The following is a 20,423-nucleotide window of genomic DNA, read 5'->3' on the forward strand; positions in this document are numbered from 1 at the left end:
GTATGGAAACCTTAAATTTTCGTTTTGAAAATGGTGCACAGAGCGGCCATCGCCGCATCAGTGCCACGCCAGAATTGGTCGGTGTGGTCAGCTCCGGCAATCTGGAAGTCTTGATCGAACCGGCTCAGTTGGGTGGCGCCTGCAGTATTGAGATCAAGACGGCGGCACGCGGTTTTGGTGCGATCTGGGAAGCCGTGATTGGCGATTTCAACCAGCGCTGGTTGTTGGCAGATACGCGTATTTCCATCAATGATATGGGCGCGACTCCGGCGGTAGTGAGTCTGCGTCTGGATCAGGCTGTCGAATCTCTGGTGGAGGAAAAATGAGCCTCAGCTATCTGGAAGCAACAGCGCGCGAGCGGATTCAAACGCTGCTCGATGAAGACAGCTTTGAAGAGTTTCTACCGCCAGCGCAGCGTGTGGTCAGTCCGCATCTGGGGCAACTCGATGCGCCGGTATCGTTCGACGATGGCGTCGTCATTGGACGTGGCAGCCTGGGCGGCAAGACGGTCTTTGCGGCGGCACAGGAGGGCGGCTTCATGGGGGGCGCGGTTGGCGAGGTGCACGGTGCCAAGCTGGTCGGCTTGCTCAGGCGTGCCTTGCAGGAACGCCCGGCAGCGGTGTTGCTGCTGCTCGAAACTGGCGGAGTGCGACTGCATGAGGCCAATGCAGGCTTGATCGCCGTGTCCGAAGTGATGCGTGCCGTACTCGATACACGGGCCCAGAATATCCCGGTGATTGTGCTCGTCGGTGGCTCCAACGGCTGCTTTGGCGGGATGGGAATCGTTGCCCGTTGTGCCAATGTCATCATCATGTCGGAAGAAGGGCGGCTGGCCATGTCTGGCCCGGAAGTGATCGAGACCGCCAATGGCGTGGAAGAGTTTGACTCCCGTGATCGCGCCCTGGTATGGCGCACCACCGGCGGCAAGCATCGTTATCTGCTGGGAGATTGCCAGCAGATCGTGGCGGATGATGTGGATGCCTTCCGCGCGGCAACCGAACAGGTCGTAGCGAAACTGGAAGGCGGCAATGTAGCGCTGACACTGGCTGGTCTGGAGGCGGAACAGGCGTTGCTGGAGCAGCGTATTACGCGTTTTGGCGAGGCGAGTGATCCCTTGCAGATCTGGACTAACCTTGGCTTGAGCCCGGCGCAGGCACAGTCATTGCCGATGCTGGAAGCGCATGATTTTGTTGCGCTGGCCGATGACTATCGTGTGAAGGGGCAAGCATGAACTGGCAAGCGCTGATTGACGCCTTGTTCCCACAAGGTCATAGCATCACCGAGAAAGACTATTTTTTATCAGGTACAGCACAGGTTGATGGTGATACCGTCAGTGTGGTCGGTACCACCGGACATACGCCCATCGGGATCGAGATTGCGCTGGCCCAGGCACAGGCGATTCTGGCAACGGTACGAACACATCCGGGACGACCCATCGTGATTCTGGTCGATACCCAAGGCCAGCGACTACGCCATCGCGATGAAATGCTGGGGATCAACAGCTATATGGCACATCTGGGCAAGTGTATCGATCTGGCTCGGCGTCAAGGGCACAAGATCATTGCGCTGGTCTATGATCAGGCGCTGTCGGGTGGTTTCATTACCAGCGGCCTGATGGCCGACGCCTGCTATGCGCTGCCTCAAGCCACGATTCGCGTCATGGGCTTGCCTGCCATGGCAAGAATTACCAAGGTGCCGGAAGAGCGCCTGGTGGAGCTGGCCAAGAGCAATCCGGTGTTTGCTCCCGGTCCGGAGAATTACCATCGCATGGGTGGCGTAGCAGAGATCTGGAATGGCGATCTGGCCGCACAATTGGTTGAGGCACTGGCTACGGCGTCTGCTCAGGATCAGCGCGCAGCACTCGGTCAGCAACGTGGTGGTCGAAACTGGTCACAGCGTGTGGTCAACGCCATCGTCAATGACACGCATGTCCAGCCTTGATCGGCGCCACTGGCTGGTGTGGTTGAGCGCGGCCGGTTGGGAGCAGGCTGCCACTGATCTGTCCGCAGAGCAGCGTGCGCTGGTGCAGCGCTGGCAACAACATGACTGGCCCGCGATCGTACGGCGTCGCGATGCACGCAGCCGCGCCAGCGAAATGTGCATTGGCATTGCCTTCCCACCAGATGCCAACGGTGACAAGTTGCGCCTGTCATTGCGGGTACCACGGTCCGAAGTACGGGAGACACGTGCGCCGCTGCTGATTGCCGAAGTCATTGAGCAGGCCCCATTAGCCTGGCGTGCGGCACTGGAAAAATTGCAGACGCATGTGCAGGCACAAGGACTGGACATGCGCGTATACGGCTCACTGGCCTTGCAGGTGCTGACCGGCGAAACCTATCTGCGGCCTGTTTCGGATATTGATCTGCTATTTAGTCCGGCAGACCAGACGCAACTGGTGAATGGCATGGCCTTGCTGGAGCGCTATGCGCAAGCTTTGCCACTCGATGGCGAAGTCATGTTTCCGGATGGTGCCGTGGCCTGGAAGGAGTGGCATCAGGTGGCGGACCAGCCAGGTGGCCGGGTACTGCTCAAGCGTCAACATGATGTGGCCTTGCTGCTGGTCGCCGATGTGGTAGGCGCCCTGACCAGGCTGCTACCACCGGAATCAATCAACTCAGTCGAGAAGGAATAGGCATGGCTGCATTACGTTCTTCAGCAGTCGTACCGCCGGCAGCTCCAATCGGCCGGTCATCGTTGCCCCATCGTCTCGGTCATCCATCGCTGCGGTCATCACATCGGGCCGATCGCGCCTTCTGCAATACCTTGGCACGTCAGGCGGTGCGCAGCCTTTATCATGAATTGACGCTCTATCCCAAGCCCGGATTGGTATCGTTGGTCGATAACGGTAGTCATGACGATATGAATGCCAGCACCTTCATGCGCAGCCTGTTTGCGCTGCGCCACTATTTCCGCGCGATTGCGTGGGCCGGTATGCGACGCACCTCGTTTGCGGAACTCAAAGCGCTCGCCATCACTGCGGAAACCCGTATGCTCAAGGCAACCGGTGGAATCAATACCCATCGTGGTGCCATTTTTTGCATGGGCATGCTCTGTGCTGCTATGGCTGCTTGCCGGGCGCAGCAGATTGCGCTGTCGATTCCGGCGGTGCGGGCCGTGTTACTGATTTTATGGGGAGAGGCGCTGACGGCACATGCTGCAATCAAGCTCACGGATGTCGCGCTTACCGATGTGAGTCACGGCTTGCAGGTGGCAGCCGATCATGCAGTCGGTGGAGCGCGCGAGGAGGGAGCGTTAGGCTTCCCGGCGGTGTTCGAGATTGCCTTGCCACAGTTGCAGGCAAGCCTTGCCGCTGGCCGGGACGTGCAATCTGCGAGAGTGGAGACCTTGTTTGCGCTGATGGCACACATCAGTGACACCAATATCTATCATCGAGGTGGTGCCGGTGGTGCAGCACTGGTGCGCCAGACTAGTCTGGCATTTCTGCAGGCCGGTGGCACAGGTGCCGCGGACTGGCAGGCCCGGGCTGAGCTAATTCATCATCAATTTGTACAGGAACGCCTGTCTCCTGGAGGCGCTGCCGATCTGCTGGCAGCAGCATGTCTGGTACAGGCTATCTGTGCAGCTCACGCGCAATGAGATAAGTCAAATGACATGAGTCATCGATTTGCCATTTTATGTCCGGGCCAAGGCGGACAACATCCTGGGATGTTCGACCTGCTGCGCGCCGATCCACGTGGTAGCGAGATTCTGCAGGCGCTGGGAATGGATCAGCAGCTTGGGCTGATTAGCCAGAATAGTATCTCCTCCGTACTGACAAATTCGGAACAGCTATTTGCCAATCGTTATGCACAACCTTTGATTGTGTCTGCCGGTGTGGCTTGCTGGGAATGCTTGCGACCGTCTCTACCGGTACCGGATCTGGTGCTTGGCTACAGCGTCGGTGAGATCACCGCCTATAGCGTGGCCGGCTGGTGGTCGCCTGCAACGGCAATTGAGACTGCTGTGCAGCGTGCGCGCTATATGGATGACTGTCTCGCACAACAACCTGCGCAAGGGCTGATGGCGGTCACCGGCATGCCGTTGGAACAAAGCCACGCATGGCTGCAAACGTATGGCATATACGTCGCCATTGAGACAGATGACGACAGCATCATCGCTGGCGGTACCATGGGCAACTTGCGTGCAGTGCAGAACGAGCTTGATGCGGCCGGTGTGCGCACCACGCTGTTGCCTGTCAGTGTGGCTTCCCATACACCGCTGATGCTTGCTGCTGTAGCACCCTATGCCAAATGGCTTGGCAGCCTTAGCTGGCAAGCACCTTCTTGCCGTCTGATAGCTGGTGTTACAGCACAGGCAGTGCATCATCAACAGGAGGCTGCTGCCACGATGCTGCGTCAGCTGACCGAGACCATACACTGGGCATCCTGCATGGACAGTCTGGTTGAGCAGGGTATTGGCGTCGCCTTGGAGCTGGGACCGGGATCGGCACTGTCGCGCATGTTGCGGCAACGGCATCCAGATATTGCATGTCGGTCATTGGCAGATTTTCGTACCACCAGCGGCGCATTGCGTTGGCTTGAACGACAACTCTATTAAGTGTGCTTGTCGATTCAACAGGCATTTATCCCCGCACAACAGACTACTGGGGATGATGTTAAAACCTACTGGTAAGGATGTTTTCTTTTGTTGTTATCTCTTGTCCCGATTGTGCAAATCATCGTGTAATCAAGGCTTACGCGCTTGAAATGTAACAGCTATTTCGCTACATTAAGTAGGAATCCGTAGCTAAAAAAACCATTGCTGCAACCCACAAAATTCAAGCAAATAAAATACGGTCGCGCATTCCACATGATGTTCAGCAGGGGGTGAGAATCATGTGAAGACCGCTGTGATTGAGCAAACGGACCCAATTGATGACTTCAGAACACGATGCCGTTGGTGGTGCAGATTTTCGTCTCATTTTCGAGTCAGTGCCTGGACTGTTTATGGTGCTGCTCCCCGATCTGACGATTGCCGCCGCCAGCGATGCTTATCTGCGGGCGACGTTAGCCGACCGTGCTCAGGTTGTCGGTCGCCATTTGTTTGATGTCTTTCCTGATAATCCCGGCAATGAGGCTGCCGATGGCGTTGCCAACCTGCGTAGTTCGCTGCAGCGGGTGATCCAGAGTCGGGTGCCTGACATCATGGCACTGCAACGCTACGATGTGCCGCTCCCGGATGGTGATGGCTTCGAGGAGCGCTATTGGAGTCCGTCCAATTATCCGGTGTTGGATCAGTATGGGCAGCTGCTATACATCATCCATCGCGCAGAAGATGTCACCGATTATGCGCTGATCAAAAAGGAACGTGATGAGCTCAAACGTGGGGTGGATCAGGCCGAGCAGGAGTGGTCCATGCAAGCCGACGATACCGCCGGAGGGACGCGCCATCTGCATGCCTTGAACCGGGCGCTGAAGCTGGAAATCCTGGCGCGCAACAAGCTTGAGGACGACAACAGCGAACTGACAGAGCAACTCAAGCACAATATTGAACAACTTGAAGCCAGCAACAAGGAGCTGGAGAGCTTCAGTTATTCGGTATCGCACGATTTGCGCGCGCCGTTACGTGCGATTGATGGTTTTGCGCGCATCCTGGAAGAAGATATCGCCGATCAGCTGGATGTCGAGGCCCGTCGCAAGCTGCAGGTGATACGCGACAATGTGCGCAATATGGGACGCCTGATCGAGGCATTGCTGGAGTACTCGCGGCTGGGCCGCAAGGAGTTGAGCGCTAGCCCGGTCGACATGACAATGATAGCGCGTACCGGATTCGAGACGGTGCTGGCTGAGTTCAGCAAACTACATCCGACGCACAATGTGAACCTGCATCTCGATGAGCTGCCGGCAGCACAAGGCGATGTGCCGCTGCTGCGTCAGGTCTGGTTCAACCTGCTGGCCAATGCCTGCAAGTTTTCCGTCAATAACCCTGAGGCCAGCATCTGGATCAGTGGCGAGCAGTGTGAAGACAGACTGATCTATCGCATCAGAGATAACGGTGCCGGGTTCGATATGCGCTATCAAACCAAACTGTTTGGCATGTTTCAGCGTCTGCATCGGCTGAGTGAATTTGAGGGAATCGGGGCCGGACTAGCCATTGCGCAACGCATTCTCATGCGCCATGGCGGACAGATTGAGGCGCAGGGGATTGTCGGTGAGGGCGCTACATTCACGTTTTCCTTACCGCTTTCTATGCGTTCCCCGGCATGAATTGAGCGTGCTCAAGCTGCAGCAAGAATAATAACAATACGTCAGTCAAGCACGCGTTCATTCGCACAATAAGTAGCAGGCAGCAAAGAGGTGATTCGATGCGACGCAATGCACTCAAAGTCTTGATGATAGAAGACGATCCCCATGACGTCGAACTGACGCGTCGTGAACTGACGCGTAGTGGTCTGACCTGCGAAGTACAGGCGGTTGAAACCGAACACGAGCTGGTCACGGCGCTGGTCAGTTTTACGCCGGATGTTGTGCTCTGCGATTTCTCCTTGCCGACCTTCGATGGTTTGTCGGCATTGGTGGTGGCCCGCAACGTCGCGCCCAATACGCCTTTCATGTTTGTCTCCGGCACTATGGGCGAGGAGCGCGCCATCAAGGCACTCAAGAATGGCGCAGTCGACTACATCCTGAAATCCAATCTGGCGCGTCTGCCCTCGGCAGTCGAGCGGGCATTGCAGGAGGCACATCAAAAGAGAATCCGTCAGAGTATGGAACTGGCGTTGCAGGATGAGCGCAACCTCTTGTCGGCGATCTTCGATACTACTGGTGCACTTGGCATGATGCTCGATCATCAAGGCCGGATCATGCGCTTCAACCAGGCAGCGGAGCGTACCACTGGCTTCAGTGCGGAACAGGTACAGGGCAGGTATTTCTGGGATATGTTTTTTCCGGCTGATGAGGTATCTGCGCGTCAAGAAGACTTTTTCAGCTGGCGGCAGCAAACGACTCCATTGCAATACCAGAGCAGTTGGCTCACTGCCACCGGAGAGCAGCGTGAAATTCTCTGGTTGACGACCTTCCTGCAGCAGGATGCCCATGCCGTGCTCAGCTACATTTGTAGCGGTATCGATATCACGCAATGGCGTGAGGCAGAAGATCGCCTCTATCGTCTGAGCAATTACGACGAATCCACCGGGCTGCCCAATCGGCGACTGCTGCGCGACAGACTCGATCAGGACATCAGTCGATTCCAGCGTGAAAAGCGTGGTACGTGTATTGCTGTGATGCTGGTGGATATTCATGACCTGCTGACGCTGCGTGAAAGCCTCGGTGCGGGCATCAGTGGCATCGCGCTGATGGAGGTCAGTCGGAGGCTCACCCAATTGTTGAGCCACGAGGCGACACTGGCGCGCTTTGGGGATACCTGTTTTGCACTGGCGTTGCCGCTGCAGGAACAGGCGCTCAGTGCATTGTGGGTACAGGAAATCTTCAATGCGCTGGATCAGCCTTATACGCTGGATGGCCATCCAGCCATTTATCTGGCTTCCAAGATGGGTGTTGCGCTTTATCCGGATGATGGTGTTCATAGCGAGTTCTTGCTGGAGGCCGCCGAGATCGCTTTACACCGCGCCATGGAGCATCCGGTGGAGCGCTGCCAGTTTTATACGCCGGAATTCAACAGCCAGGTGCGCGAGCGATTGCAACTGGTATCACAACTGCGTCAGGCGATTGAAAAAGACCAACTGGTTCTGCATTACCAGCCTCAACTTGGCTTGAGTAATGGTGCCATTGTCGGTGTTGAGGCGTTGGTTCGCTGGCAGCATCCGGAACGCGGTCTGGTATCACCACAGCACTTCATTGGTATCGCTGAGGAGACGGGACTGATCCTGTCGATCGGGGAATGGGTCTTGCGTACGGCCTGTTTGCAGGCGATCCATTGGCAGCAGATGGGATTGCCGCCGTTGATGATGGCGGTCAACCTGTCGGCCAAGCAGTTTTCACAGGATAATCTGGTCATGATGATACAAAACTGCTTGCGAGACACTGGGCTTGCGGCTCAATATCTGGAGCTGGAACTGACCGAGAGTGTGTCTATGGAATCGCCTGAAAAGAGTATCGGTGTGATGTGCAATCTGAAGGCGATGGGCGTGCGATTGTCGATTGACGATTTTGGTACCGGTTACTCTAATCTCAATTATCTCAAGCGGTTTCCGGTGGATCAGCTGAAAATCGACCGCTCGTTTGTCTGCGATCTGGCAACCGACGCCGATAGCGTTGCGCTGGTGCGCTCCATCATCGCACTGGGTCGTAGCCTGCATCTGGAGGTGCTGGCCGAGGGTGTGGAGGAGCAGGCGCAAATGGACATTATGCGCTCGCATGGTTGCGACAAGATGCAGGGCTATTTCTTGAGCAAGCCCTTACCAGCGGCGGGGTGCACTACCTTGCTGCAACAGCATGCAAACCGGATCAGGTCATGATTGCAGTGCCGACTGAACCGGTGCTTAGGCAAGCTCAGACACCATTTCAAGGCCTGTTGCTGGCAGCTGGACGCGGTACGCGCTTCGATGCCGAGGGGCGTGATAACAAGCTGCTGGCGACCTTGCCTGGAACATCCCGTAGGGTGGTCGAGGCGGCTGCAATGAACCTGCTGGCGGTGGTGCCGGTGCTTGCCGTTGTGTCTTCGCTACAGTCCGAGCTGGCTCAGCGACTGGCTGACCTTGGTTGTGAGTTGGTCGCCTGTGGCATCGAGACACAGGGCATGAGTACATCGCTGATGTGCGGGGTACGACACACAATCGGCGCGGCCGGCTGGATCGTGGCACTCGGTGACATGCCGTTTGTCCAGCCTGCTACGCATGCCGCACTGTTGTCTGCGCTGCAGGATGGCGTTGCCATTGCAGCGCCATCCTATCAAGGCAAGCGCGGCAATCCTGTTGCGTTCAGCGCGGCGCATCGCGAACAGTTATTGCAACTGCAAGGCGATCAGGGCGCGCGCAGTCTGTTACAGCGTCACCCGGTGCATCAGGTGCTGGTGGAAGACAAGGGTATCCATCGTGATATTGATACGCGAGCCGATCTTTCAGCCAGTTAGGAATTGATCATGCAGGTACCACCATTGATGGCGATGTGCGCAGGACGCGCTGCATGCGTCTGGCTGATGCTGACGCCATTGCGGATGGCGGTCATTTCAGCCAGGATTGCAATGGCAATCTCAGGTGGCGTGCGTGCACCGAGGAATAATCCCACAGGTCCATGCAGCCGGTCGATTTCTGCATGACTCAGGTCAAACAGGGACAATCTTTCACGACGTTTGACATTGTTGGTGCGTGAGCCAATGGCGCCCACGTAGAAGGCTGGCGACTTGAGCGCTTCGAGCAGAGCCAGATCGTCGAGTTTGGGGTCGTGGGTGAGGGTGACGACGGCACTGTTGGCATCGAGCTGCAAGCGCAGCAGCAAGTCGTCGGGCATTTCTGAAGATAATTCGACGCCGGCAATATCCCACTCCTGCAGATACTCTTCGCGTGGGTCACAGATAATGACCTGATAATCCAGCGCCAGGGCGAATTGGGCGACATAGCGCGACATTTGCGCCGCACCGATGATGATCAGGCGATAACGCGGTCCGAACGGTGCCTGCAACTTGTCCTGCTCCAACGATAGCTGCCGCAGTGGCGTGCCGCTGACCAGTTCAACCTCAGCGCTACGCAGATCCAGCGACCGCATGACCTGCAGGCCTTGTGACACTGACTGCAGCAGTTCGGCAATGCGCGACCGGGCCGAGAGTGGCTCCAGCAATATCTTCAGTGTGCCGCCGCACGGCAGGCCGAAACGATGCGCTTCGTCGGCATTGAGGCCATATTCGACGACAAAAGGCAGGTCCTGCTGCAAATCTCCCGTCAGCAAGCGGCGGATCAGATCGTCTTCCACGCAGCCGCCGGACACCGAGCCACGTACATGGCCATCTTCACGCAGCACCATCATGGCACCGACTGGACGTGGTGCCGAACCCCAGGTGTGCACGACGGTTCCCAGCAGCACACGGTAGCCTTGTTGCTGCCAGGCCAGTGCCGTTGTGAGAACCTCGTAGTCAGTCGATTCCATGGATGTCTCCGTATCGTTTTTATTGACTTTCGACAAGCCGACCGATGGGCCTTTGATGCTGACCACCGACAATTCAGGCATAGCGGCAGCGTAGCAGTCGGTATGGCGGTCGGTCAATCGGATGCAAGAGTCCTGACGTAGGGAAATGCCCACAGTTTTACTTGGCTTGGGCAAATTACAGGTCTATGCTGTTCTCTGAGGGCAAGCTTATTGCAATGAGCAAGTCGTCGTTCGCAACGAGGCAAAGCAGGAAAAACAGAGGAGACTATTATGCCGGTAGAGCACATAGGAAACTACGATGTTGAGTACGCCGGAGTCAGGCTGGCCGCTGACAGCAGTCATTGGGCCGCGACCCTGACCATTTACGGCCCGTCATGCAATCCCATGCATAGACATGCCATTTTCCCGCGCCAGAGGGTGCTGCCGGAGCTGGTATTTGACGATGAGCGGGCGGCCCAGCAGGAAGCGCGCAAAGCAGCCCTGGAAATGCTCAGACAGCACTGAGTTCACGTATTTGCCACTAGGGCACTGAGATTGCTGGTGGCTGCTCAGGGAGTTCGTGCGTGCTGCACACCTGATTGCGGCCGCGTGCCTTGGCGATATACAAGGCGCGGTCGGTGGCACTGATCAGATCAATCACATTGCTTCCGGCCGGATCAGGAATGAAAGCGTCGACACCGATACTGATGGTGACGATCCCACCAGAGTTTTTGCTGTGGGGAATCTTCAGATTCCGGACCTCCTGGCAGATGTTTTCGGCAACAACGACTGCACCTTTCAGGTCGGTATTGGGCAATAACACCGCAAATTCTTCGCCACCGTAGCGCGCCGAGAAATCGGCTGCGCGATTGGTTTTGATCAGTTGGCCGATGCTTTGCAAGCAAACGTCACCCGCCGGATGGCCGTAGGTATCGTTGTATTTTTTGAAATTGTCGACATCCATCATCAGTAACGCAATCGGTTGACGTTCGCGACGTGCACGATTGAATTCATTGACCACCGTAATATCGAACTGGCGACGGTTGGCGACACCGGTCAAACCGTCCTCAAGCGCCATTTTCTGAAGTTTGAGATTCATTTCGACCAGTTTTTCACGCGCCAGCAGAAGCTCTCGCTGCGCTTCTGCACGGAGCTTGATCTGATTGACAAGGCGGCGTCCGATCCAGGACAGCAAGACCAGCAGAATCATCACGCCGATCGATTGAATCAGGATCTGGGTATGCCAATCTGACAACACTTCTTCATAGGAGCGCGACGCAGTTACAAACAGCGGATAGCGGGTTAGTCGCTTGTAGCCATACAGCCAGACTTTGCCCTGTTTATCGGTGATCATGGCTACGCCCTGGGGATATTTGCTGACGTGGTAGCGAACGATATCCGTCTGACTGACGTCGCTACCCGGCGTCGCTCCCATGAATGGCAGGCGCGCCAGCAATGTCCCATCAAGCGTCGCCAGCATGATTGCACCATATTTGCCGACGTTGAAGCGGCTGTAGAAATTAAGAACGTAGTTCACTGGCACTGTGGCTAACACCACGCCGTCGAAGCTTCCATCAGGACGATTGATGCGGCGTGACACCGGGATGACCCAGTCGCCCGTAGAGCGGCTCTGCACCGGCGTGCCGACATGAGCATTACGATCTGGATGGGTCTTGTGGAAAATAAAATATTCGCGATCCGCATTGTTGAGCATCCAGGGTGCGTCATCCATGGAATTGACCAGCCACTTGCCATTGCTGTCGTAGACAAACAGTCCCTGTAACGATGGTAACTCCTCCACGAACGAGGCCAGCAGCGGATACAGACGGGCGAGAGCATCTGGTGAGTTACCCTCGACTTCCAGTCGTTGCACGATACCGAACAAGGCAGCATCGACTGAGGTCACCGTCGCTTCTGCATGTTCTGCAAGTGCGCCGGACAGGTTCGCCGCCGATACCTGCGCATCATCAATGTCACGGGCCCGGAGGCTCCATGAAAAATAAATATGCAGGGTGAAAATGGAAACGCAGACCAGGATCACAAAATGCGTGGCAAAGCGTAGAGGGTTGCCACGGCGGGTGGCATTGGCAACGGCTCCCGGACCTATCGCTGTCAGTTCGTCAGCGAGTGGAGATGCATCGTTTTGTCTCATTTATATCGATTCCATCTTCGTCATTGGAGCGGATATCGTTGTTAGAAATGCTGACCAGTTCACTTCAAGATTTTTTACGATCATCGCTTCAACATCTTCTCCGCGTCAACACTGCCTGCAAGAGCGGTTGTCGACCCGGAGTTGATACGATAGCAGTATTGCTGTCAACTGTGCATCGGAGTGGGTAAATTCATACGCTTTATCGCAGCCATCATTGGCTGCCCAGTCTTGCAAGACTACTTGGCTCCTTGTGGAACACTTTGCCAGCAAACGCTGCGTACATCTGCCTCCAGTCCAAGCCGCGAGACCAAACGCACCACTGCCGCACGCTCCGTAGTTGTGCATTGGATAGCAATGTCAAAGTCGGTCAGTGGCAAGTGCTCGCGCGCCTGCATGGCTAACGCATAGACATGCTCAAAATCGTCGCCTAGCTGGGTGCGAATCAATTGTTCCACCTGGCTCGCCGCATCGGTGCGGCAGGTAATCAGAATCTGGTACGGGTGACGTACCGGTGCGGCAGGCGCCGCTGCCAGAAAATAATGGTTGCTGAAGAAGCTGTCGAGCTTGGTTTCCAGTTTGGTGATACGCATGATGGACTCCTTTTCACCGGGCTCGCTTGCACGCTGGCTGTTTGTTGACACCATGTCATGTAGCGACGCCGTATTGGTCGTCTTGGTTAATGCTATTCGCCCAGTCAGGCTGATTCGAGGTCAAACCTGCGGGCGGATCTCTGTTTACACTTCGAGCGGGTTGAGCACTGCCCAGCGTGCGGCACTGACACCTTTTTCCAGACTCACACGACTGACAATCTGTTCCAGTTGCAAATGATTGCTGGGCGAGGTGATCAGATCGGCACGGACTTCAAGTTGATTTCCGGAAGGCAAGTCCTCGCTGTGCAGCGATTGCACAATCAGATGTGGCATGCCATTGAGCATATGCAGCATCAGTGTGCGGACCTGCACCTCATCGTCGGGGCGACAGACAATCGAGAGACGGTAGACCTGTTCGATCTCGGTCGCGCCTTGCAGGTCCTGGCGATTGATCAGATGTGAGACGCTGCGCAGAAAAACATTGGCACCAAGGATGGTGGCTGCGCCGATACTGGCCTCTAAGGGATGTCCCAGTCCCGACAAAACGCCGACTGCTGCCGAACACCACAAGGTAGCGGCGGTATTCAGACCTCGTACATTGATGCCTTCGCGCATGATGACTCCGGCACCGAGAAAGCCGATCCCTGAAACCACATAGGAGGCGATCCGGGTCGCACCCTGTGGGTCGCTTTCAAATGCCGACACCATCACAAACAAGGCGGCGCCAATCGCCACCAATGCATTGGTGCGCAGACCAGCCATGCGTTGCCGCATTTGCCGCTCGGCACCAATGATCGAGCCTAGCAGTAATGCCAGCAAAATACGTGCTGCAAAAACGCCTGGATCCATTCGTATTACCTCCACATCGAATGCCGCACCTCAAGTGATGGTGCGAACATGTTGCGCACAAGGCGGCAGACGATCGCCATGCCGAAAAGATAAAGACATGACGCGTCAGACCCTGCGCAAGCAAATTAATAATAAGAGACGGGAGGAATTGGATCGGGTGAGAATTCACCGCGATACTGCAACCGGAAACACTTCGGTTGCAGCAAAGAGAAAAAGCTGCGAGAGAAGAAGTTTCCGGGTTATCGACCCGTCGGGCAACTATGACCAGAGCAACTGTCCACTTCGTGTTTTCACCGGGAAATTGAGATGGGCGCAATATAAAGGAAGGTAAATACGCAGTCAAGCCTGGTTTTGTACCAATTTGTTGTTATGCCGGGAGTATTCGCGCTGAAATGTCACTGATTTTCAGCTGTTTTGGCCGATATCCACGATTGATCAAGGACGGCAACAATATTTACTGATTTGTCCTAAAATTCACATTGCTACCTTTCAATGCTGCCCAGATAAGACGCATTCTTCCTCATCCTCGACCTCTACGCACATCCTCCAGATCCTCGTCATGAAAACACCTCTGCTGGTACTGATTTATCTATCCGAAGAAAGCCAAGCCCTCATTGGCGACAAGTTTGACATCATCTATGCACCTGACCGCGAGACGCGCATTGCCGCCATTCAGGGAGCGGCAAGCGAGGTCAAGGTGGTGCTGACCAATGGTGCCGTTGGACTGAGTGCTGCCGATATGCAGGCCTTGTCAAAGCTGGAGCTGGTCTGCGCGCTGGGTGCCGGTTTTGAAAATATTGATACCGATCATGCCCGTGCACACGGTATCAAGGTTGGTACCGGTGCCGGTACCAATGACGATTGTGTGGCCGACCATGCAATGGGCTTGCTGCTCTCAGTGATGCGGAATATCCCGCGGCTGGATCAGGCATGCCGTGAGGGTATCTGGCGCGACGACCTACGCCTGCCGCCACAGCTGGCAGGCAAACGTCTGGGTATCGTCGGGTTAGGTACGATTGGCAAGAAGATTGCCCGGCGCGCAGCGGCCTTCGATATGGAAGTCGGTTATTTCAACCGTACCCGGCGCGACGATGTGGATTACCACTATCTGGATAGCGTGCTGCACCTGGCAAGCTGGGCCGATGCTTTGGTCATTGCGACACCCGGTGGCGCGGCAACCCGGCATTTGATCAGCACCAAAGAATTGCACGCGCTGGGTCCGCAAGGCTTTCTGGTCAATATTTCCCGTGGCAGCGTGGTCGATACGGCCGCGCTGGCACAGGTGCTCAAGGATGGTGAACTGGGTGGTGCCGGGCTCGATGTCTACGAAAGTGAACCAAAGCCTCCACAAGCGTTGCTGGAATTCGACAATGTTGTGCTGACACCGCATATGGCGGGGTGGTCGCCGGATGCCATTACTGCCTCGTTGCGGCAGTTCCTGCACAATGCAAGGGACTATACAGACTGAGCAACTGCTTGAGCGCATTGCACTATTTGTGTATTTGCCGTTGATTTGATGTTCGGCTAGCGCCATGATGTTGCAACAAGCTTGAAGATGTGGCCCAAAACTTGCGAGACCGACTCAATCCGGTTAGGCTTGCCGCTTTGTCGCTCCCGGAGGTAGATCCGGGGGCGTTTCATTGTCGGCAAAGCTGATCAGAACTGGTCGGTCGATCCGGTGTTTTGACCTTATTTTAATTCCCTTTTTCGGAGAAAGCCGCGCACCATGGACATGCCATCTCACCAACTCACCATGACGGTCCTGATGACGCCAGACATGGCTAATTTTTCTGGCAATGTGCACGGTGGCACCATTCTCAAATTTCTCGATCAGGTTGCTTATGCCTGCGCCAGTCGCTATGCGGGCCAGTATGTCGTGACCTTGAGTGTGGATCAGGTGATGTTCCGGCAACCGATCCACGTTGGTGAACTGGTCAGTTTTTTGGCCAGCGTCAACCATACCGGCACCTCTTCGATGGAAGTCGGGATCAAGGTGGTTGCCGAAAACATTCGCACCCAGGAAGTCCGTCATGTCAACAGTTGCTTCTTCACCATGGTGGCCGTTGATGGTGAGCGCAAGCCGGTAGCGGTGCCTTCATTGCGGCCGTTCACAGGGGAAGAAAAGCGTCGTTTTGAAGCGGCAAAGTTGCGCAAGAAGCTGCGCGCTGAACTGTCGCAGCGCTTTGAAGAAGCTAAACTATCCTGACGCAGCGTAGACGTTACAAGGTTGCAGCCTTTACTGCTCCCCGCAGTGCCGCCGATACTTCGACACCGAGGGTCACATGCTCATCAGTTTTGCCAGCTTATTGCTGTTTCAGTGCCTCGGTGAAGGAATCACCTTTGCTTTCAAGTTGCCGGTACCAGGTCCCGTGGTGGGGATGCTGCTGCTATTTATGGTCCTAGTGCTGTATCCGCCATTGCTGGAGAAAATCGAAGCGACAGGCAGTGAATTGCTGCGCCACCTGTCGCTGCTGTTTGTGCCGGCCGGCGTTGGTATCGTCGCCGCCGCGACGCAGGTGCGCGGCCAATGGGTCGCCATCATTGCTGCGCTTGTGGTGAGTACCTTGTTGACGCTGGCCGTGACGGCGTTGGTGACAAGGGCTGTGATGCGCTGGCAGCAGTCGCGGGAACAACAGAAATCATTGCCACAGTCCAAGCCGGGAGCGCCAGATGCATGAGTTGCCACGCCTCGGGCTGATCTGGGTCTATCTTGCGGCATCACCATTGCTGGGCCTGACGCTGACGCTATGCGCGTATGTACTCGCCTTCGCCATCTATACCCGTTGCAAGTTCTCGCCACTGGCCAATCCGGTAGCGATTGCCATCGCACTGGTCAGTGCAGTGCTGTTGCTATCGGGCATGTCTTACAGCGATTACTTTGCAGGTGCGCAATTCGTGCATTTTCTGCTCGGACCGGCAACTGTTGCGCTGGCCATTCCGCTGGCCCGGCAACTACCTCGCTTGCGGAGCTCGTTCCTGCCATTACTGTGCGGCTTGCTGGCAGGCTCGGCTACGGCCATTGTGTCAGCGGTCGTGATCACGCTGCTGCTGGGCGGCTCCTATCAGATGGCAGTCTCGATTGGCCCCAAGTCGGCCACTACGCCGATCGCCATGGGTGTGGCAGAAAAGCTGGGAGGATTGCCAGCGCTGACGGCGGTACTGGTGATCAGTACCGGCATTTTTGGTGCGATCTCGGCACGCTTTCTGTTTAATCGTTTGCGCATTGACTCGCCCGAGGTGCGTGGTTTTGCGCTCGGCGTTGCTTCGCATGGGATCGGTACCGCACGGGCATTTCAGGTCAATCCCGAAATGGGGGCTTTCGCAGGCTTGGGGATGGGGCTGAACGGTGTACTGACTGCTTTTCTCGCGCCGTGGCTGATTCCCGTCTTTGCTGCGCTGCTTACCCGCTAGCGGGGCGTTGCTTGACGTCGAGTGATGTCGTGTGACCTTAGCGCCAGGCTTTCGCCAGCGTCTTGACCGCGTTGTTAATGACGCTTGGTTCCACTGCACCGAACCCCAGCACCAGGCCGCCGGCGTTCGCACTGGCGCGTTCTTGTGGCAGCCAGAAACGCGATAAACCCGCCACCTCAATACCGGCTGAAGCGGCTTTGGCGACCAGTTCGTCTTCGTTCTGCCCCGCAGCTAGCCGGATGGTGCAATGTAAGCCGGCGTCTATGACTGGTAAGTTCAGGCCACCCGGTTTGAATCGCTCCCAGCTATCACACAAGGCATCGCGGCGTGCGCGACTGGCACGGCGCATGCGCCGTACGTGGCGCAGGAAGTGTCCCTGGGCGATGAATTCCGCCATCACGGCCTGATCCGCGACGGAAGAATGACGATCATATTGCATTCGCAGGTTCACCAGCGGATTGACTAATGCTGGCGGCGCGACGATATAGCCAAGTCGCAATCCCGGAAAGGCGATTTTAGAAAAGGTGCCGGTATACAACACGCGCTGATGCCGGTCCAGCGAACTCAGAAGCGCCAGCGGTGCGCCACGGTAGCGGTATTCGCCATCGTAATCATCTTCCAGGATATAGCTCTGGTGTTGCTCGGCCCACTGCAGCAGCTCCAGTCGACGTGCCAGTGACATCGTCACTCCGGTGGGGTATTGATGTGATGGTGTCACGTAGGTCAAGCGTATATCGTGGTTTTGCTGCAGTTGTTCCAGCTGCGCCGTCATCAGGCCATCGCTATCAACGTCAATTCCCAAGAGCTGTGCACCGACCAGCGTCAGGGCAGATGCGACTCGCGGATAACCGGGATTTTCAATCGCCGCCAGATCGCCTGGATTGAGCAGCAGTTGCGCGCACATGAACAAGGCTTGTTGCGCCCCGGCGGTGATGATGATCTGATCAGGATCGCACATCAGTCCCCGTGTATTGCGCAGATAACCCGCCAGCAAGCTACGTAGTTGCGGATTGCCGGCCGGATCGCTATAGCCGATGTGATGCGTTGGCGCATGACGCCAGAAATCAGCCTGCAGGCGTACCCATATCGATGCCGGAAACAGGTCCAGGGCCGGCACGCCAAGCCGGAATGCACGTGGTTCGCCGGCTGGTGGCAGTAACTTCTCAGTCGCTGCCAGACGTTCTCCCAAGGCCGATAAACGCTGCTGACTCTTGTGTGGGCGCAGGACGGGCGCGGGCGACATACTGTCGGCGAGCGCCGTGGCGGGAGCCGAAACATAGGTGCCATCGCCGACCCGAGCGCTGATGTAGCCCTCGGCATACAGCTGATCGTAGGCCCTGACTACGGTAGTGCGGGAAATATTGAGCGCCAGTGCCAGTTCACGTGTGGTCGGCAGCTTGACCTGAAGATCCAGCTCGCCCTGCGTAATCCTGTTGCGCAGACTTTGCGCCAGTTGTACCGCCAGACCTCGGCCTGGGTGCAACTGCAATCCGGTCAGGTCAAAGGGGAAGGGTGAAGTGTTCATCGTTACTGGTGTCGCTGGTGTCGTTTGTGGTTACACAAGATCCAATGCAGATGACTGAATTGGTATCTTGAAAATAGTGAATATTGGATCTTTTGTAAAACCAAATTTATCATTAATCTTCGTCACACACCTCACATTTTTTGAAGGAATCGCCAAGCTATGACCTCTTCAGACAAGTACACAACGAACAACGCGCTGGGGCAGCCCGTGGGCTTGGCCATGCCAGACTGGACCCCGCGTACGTTGCCGCCATCGTTGCCAATGGCAGGCCGTTACTGTCGTCTGGAGCCTGTTGCTCTGGCACACGCAGAGCAGCTGTACGCCGCCAACAGTGAAGACGTGGATGGTCGCAACTGGACCTATCTGTTTGCTGAACGGCCAGCCAGTCTGGCGGCCTATCAGGACTGGATTGCCACGATGAGTCTGAGCAAGGATCCCTTGATGCACGCCATCATTGATCTCGCCAGCGGACAAGCGGTGGGTGTTGCCTCTTACATGCGTATTGATCCTGCCCATGGCGCCATTGAGGTTGGTAATATCAACTTCTCGCCGCGTCTGCAACGCACGCGCGTAGCGACCGAAGCCATGTTCCTGATGATGCGGCGGGTGTTTGACGAACTCGGCTATCGCCGATACGAGTGGAAGTGCGATAGCCTCAATGCCCCTTCGCGCGCGGCCGCACTGCGCTATGGGTTTCAGTTTGAGGGCATCTTCCGGCGCGCCATCGTGTACAAAAAACGCAGCCGTGACACGGCATGGTTTTCCATCATTGATACGGATTGGCCGGCGCTCAAGCTGGCGTTTCAAGCCTGGCTTGATCCTGCCAATTTCGACAATGCAGGACAACAGCGTCGCAGTCTCGGTGATTGCATGGCACAACAGGGACGTTGAAGCGATGCGACCATCTTCCTTATCGTCGCGGCAGGCAATCGTCTTGCTGAGCGTGGTGGTGCTGATCTGGGGCACCACCTGGTCGGTCAATAAGGCGAGCCTGCAATATCTCAGCCCCATCTGGGCTGCGGCGATCCGCTGCATCATTGGGACCCTGGTATTGCTGGTGCTGAGTGTCGGTCGAGGTCGCTTCAAGCTGCCCCATCGTGGTGACCTGCCGGTGGTGTGTAGTCTTGGGTTGCTCCACATGTCGGCCTATTCGATGTTGTGCAATATTGGCATGCAGCATGTCGGGGCAGGGCGTTCGGTGGTGTTGGCCTATACCACTCCGATGTGGGTGGCACCTGGTGCGCGACTGTTTCTCGGCGAAGCGTTTACCGTGCGTCGGGCCATCGGCGCCGGGCTCGGATTATTAGGTCTGTTGCTGATCTTCAATCCGCTGGCATTTGACTGGAACAATCAGCCGGCACTGCTGGGCAACGGACTGATTTTGCTGGGTGCCATGTTCTGGGCTGCCAGCATTCTTTACATGCGCGGCCATCGCTGGATTGGTGAGACATTTGATCTCCTGTTCTGGCAGGCATTACTGGCAAGCTGTGTGCTTTCGGCCTGCGCATGGTTCGTAGAAGGGCCGCCACAGGTCGACTGGAACCCCGCACTCACGATGCAAGTTCTCTACAGTGGTGCGTTTGGGATTGCGATTGCGTATTGGGCAATGAACAAGGTCAACCACGCTTTACCGGCGATGACGACCTCGCTGGGCTTGCTGGGTGTGCCGGTATTTGGCATTGTGTGTTCGTCGGTGACACTGGGCGAGCCGATTGAGACCACGCTGTTGATCGCCATGGCAATGATTGTGGTTGGTATCGCGATTGGGGCCTTACCGTCGCGACAGGAACAAAAAAAGAACTTTTCCAGTTCTGAAAAACTATCGTAGAATCATTCCCGGATCCTCCTTGATCCAACGTCGCTCGGACGGTTCCGGGCGC

20 protein-coding genes are annotated in these 20,423 nt (G+C 56.3%); 15 read left to right on the plus strand and 5 right to left on the minus strand.

The window, feature by feature from the left end; all coding sequences use genetic code 11:
• Positions 1-2 precede the first annotated feature (2 nt).
• The 9 genes from mdcC (at position 3) to FHW66_RS11725 (ending at position 9,027) form a co-directional block, all read left to right on the plus strand.
• Positions 3-326: a malonate decarboxylase acyl carrier protein gene (gene mdcC / locus FHW66_RS11685; protein WP_183379981.1), complete on the plus strand. Its 324-nt coding sequence runs from the start codon at positions 3-5 to the stop codon at positions 324-326.
• Positions 323-1,231, plus strand: a complete 909-nt coding sequence (locus FHW66_RS11690) for a biotin-independent malonate decarboxylase subunit beta (protein ID WP_183379982.1) — start codon at positions 323-325, stop codon at positions 1,229-1,231. The genes mdcC and FHW66_RS11690 overlap by 4 nt, the downstream gene beginning before the upstream one ends.
• Positions 1,228-1,941 carry a biotin-independent malonate decarboxylase subunit gamma gene (mdcE, locus tag FHW66_RS11695; RefSeq protein WP_183379983.1) on the plus strand — a complete coding sequence of 238 codons (714 nt, stop codon included), beginning with the start codon at positions 1,228-1,230 and terminating at the stop codon, positions 1,939-1,941. Before FHW66_RS11690 ends, mdcE begins: the two co-directional genes overlap by 4 nt.
• Positions 1,928-2,632, plus strand: a complete 705-nt coding sequence (gene mdcG / locus FHW66_RS11700; RefSeq protein ID WP_183379984.1) for a malonate decarboxylase holo-[acyl-carrier-protein] synthase — start codon at positions 1,928-1,930, stop codon at positions 2,630-2,632. The genes mdcE and mdcG overlap by 14 nt, the downstream gene beginning before the upstream one ends.
• A gap of 2 nt (positions 2,633-2,634) precedes the next feature.
• Positions 2,635-3,597 (plus strand): triphosphoribosyl-dephospho-CoA synthase MdcB, encoded by a 963-nt coding sequence (gene mdcB / locus FHW66_RS11705; protein ID WP_183379985.1) that lies wholly within the window; start codon positions 2,635-2,637, stop codon positions 3,595-3,597.
• 15 nt (positions 3,598-3,612) lie between these two features.
• Entirely contained in the window at positions 3,613-4,557 is a 945-nt protein-coding gene (locus tag FHW66_RS11710; protein WP_183379986.1) for an ACP S-malonyltransferase, read from the plus strand.
• A 317-nt stretch (positions 4,558-4,874) separates the two neighbouring features.
• Positions 4,875-6,206: an ATP-binding protein gene (locus FHW66_RS11715; RefSeq protein ID WP_183379987.1), complete on the plus strand. Its 1,332-nt coding sequence runs from the start codon at positions 4,875-4,877 to the stop codon at positions 6,204-6,206.
• 98 nt (positions 6,207-6,304) lie between these two features.
• Complete coding sequence (locus FHW66_RS11720; RefSeq protein ID WP_183379988.1) at positions 6,305-8,413, plus strand: EAL domain-containing protein; 2,109 nt, start codon at positions 6,305-6,307, stop codon at positions 8,411-8,413.
• Positions 8,410-9,027, plus strand: coding sequence for an NTP transferase domain-containing protein (locus FHW66_RS11725; RefSeq protein ID WP_183379989.1), 618 nt, complete (start codon positions 8,410-8,412; stop codon positions 9,025-9,027). The genes FHW66_RS11720 and FHW66_RS11725 overlap by 4 nt, the downstream gene beginning before the upstream one ends.
• On the opposite strand, the gene FHW66_RS11730 is transcribed toward FHW66_RS11725, so the two are convergent.
• The 4 genes from FHW66_RS11730 to FHW66_RS11750 form a co-directional block, all read right to left on the minus strand.
• Positions 9,024-10,037 carry an XdhC family protein gene (locus FHW66_RS11730; protein ID WP_183379990.1) on the minus strand — a complete coding sequence of 338 codons (1,014 nt, stop codon included), beginning with the start codon at positions 10,035-10,037 and terminating at the stop codon, positions 9,024-9,026. The genes FHW66_RS11725 and FHW66_RS11730 overlap by 4 nt on opposite strands.
• A 520-nt stretch (positions 10,038-10,557) precedes the next feature.
• Complete coding sequence (locus tag FHW66_RS11740) at positions 10,558-12,168, minus strand: sensor domain-containing diguanylate cyclase (protein ID WP_183379992.1); 1,611 nt, start codon at positions 12,166-12,168, stop codon at positions 10,558-10,560.
• Positions 12,169-12,404: 236 nt separating this feature from the next.
• Entirely contained in the window at positions 12,405-12,758 is a 354-nt protein-coding gene (locus FHW66_RS11745; protein WP_183379993.1) for a hypothetical protein, read from the minus strand.
• A 144-nt stretch (positions 12,759-12,902) separates the two neighbouring features.
• Positions 12,903-13,607 (minus strand): MgtC/SapB family protein, encoded by a 705-nt coding sequence (locus FHW66_RS11750; protein ID WP_183379994.1) that lies wholly within the window; start codon positions 13,605-13,607, stop codon positions 12,903-12,905.
• Between the two features lie 559 nt (positions 13,608-14,166).
• On the opposite strand from FHW66_RS11750, the gene FHW66_RS11755 reads away from it, so the two are divergent.
• The 4 genes from FHW66_RS11755 (at position 14,167) to FHW66_RS11770 (ending at position 17,018) form a co-directional block, all read left to right on the plus strand.
• Positions 14,167-15,075, plus strand: a complete 909-nt coding sequence (locus FHW66_RS11755) for a 2-hydroxyacid dehydrogenase (RefSeq protein WP_183379995.1) — start codon at positions 14,167-14,169, stop codon at positions 15,073-15,075.
• Positions 15,076-15,333: 258 nt separating this feature from the next.
• The gene (locus tag FHW66_RS11760) at positions 15,334-15,813 is read left to right on the plus strand and encodes an acyl-CoA thioesterase (protein WP_053198921.1); all 480 of its coding nucleotides are present in this window, start codon (positions 15,334-15,336) and stop codon (positions 15,811-15,813) included.
• A gap of 76 nt (positions 15,814-15,889) precedes the next feature.
• Complete coding sequence (locus FHW66_RS11765; RefSeq protein WP_183379996.1) at positions 15,890-16,285, plus strand: CidA/LrgA family protein; 396 nt, start codon at positions 15,890-15,892, stop codon at positions 16,283-16,285.
• Positions 16,278-17,018 (plus strand): LrgB family protein, encoded by a 741-nt coding sequence (locus FHW66_RS11770; protein WP_183379997.1) that lies wholly within the window; start codon positions 16,278-16,280, stop codon positions 17,016-17,018. Before FHW66_RS11765 ends, FHW66_RS11770 begins: the two co-directional genes overlap by 8 nt.
• Positions 17,019-17,055: 37 nt before the next feature.
• Here the strand turns inward: FHW66_RS11770 and FHW66_RS11775 are convergent, their stop codons facing one another.
• Positions 17,056-18,543 carry a PLP-dependent aminotransferase family protein gene (locus FHW66_RS11775; protein WP_183379998.1) on the minus strand — a complete coding sequence of 496 codons (1,488 nt, stop codon included), beginning with the start codon at positions 18,541-18,543 and terminating at the stop codon, positions 17,056-17,058.
• Between the two features lie 159 nt (positions 18,544-18,702).
• On the opposite strand from FHW66_RS11775, the gene FHW66_RS11780 reads away from it, so the two are divergent.
• Both FHW66_RS11780 and FHW66_RS11785 read left to right on the plus strand, forming a co-directional pair.
• Complete coding sequence (locus FHW66_RS11780; RefSeq protein WP_183379999.1) at positions 18,703-19,434, plus strand: GNAT family N-acetyltransferase; 732 nt, start codon at positions 18,703-18,705, stop codon at positions 19,432-19,434.
• Between the two features lie 4 nt (positions 19,435-19,438).
• The gene (locus FHW66_RS11785; protein ID WP_183380000.1) at positions 19,439-20,371 is read left to right on the plus strand and encodes a DMT family transporter; all 933 of its coding nucleotides are present in this window, start codon (positions 19,439-19,441) and stop codon (positions 20,369-20,371) included.
• Positions 20,372-20,423: the final 52 nt, after the last annotated feature.

Source organism: Herbaspirillum sp. Sphag64 (assembly GCF_014192645.1).
Taxonomy (GTDB): Bacteria; Pseudomonadota; Gammaproteobacteria; order Burkholderiales; family Burkholderiaceae_D; genus Herbaspirillum.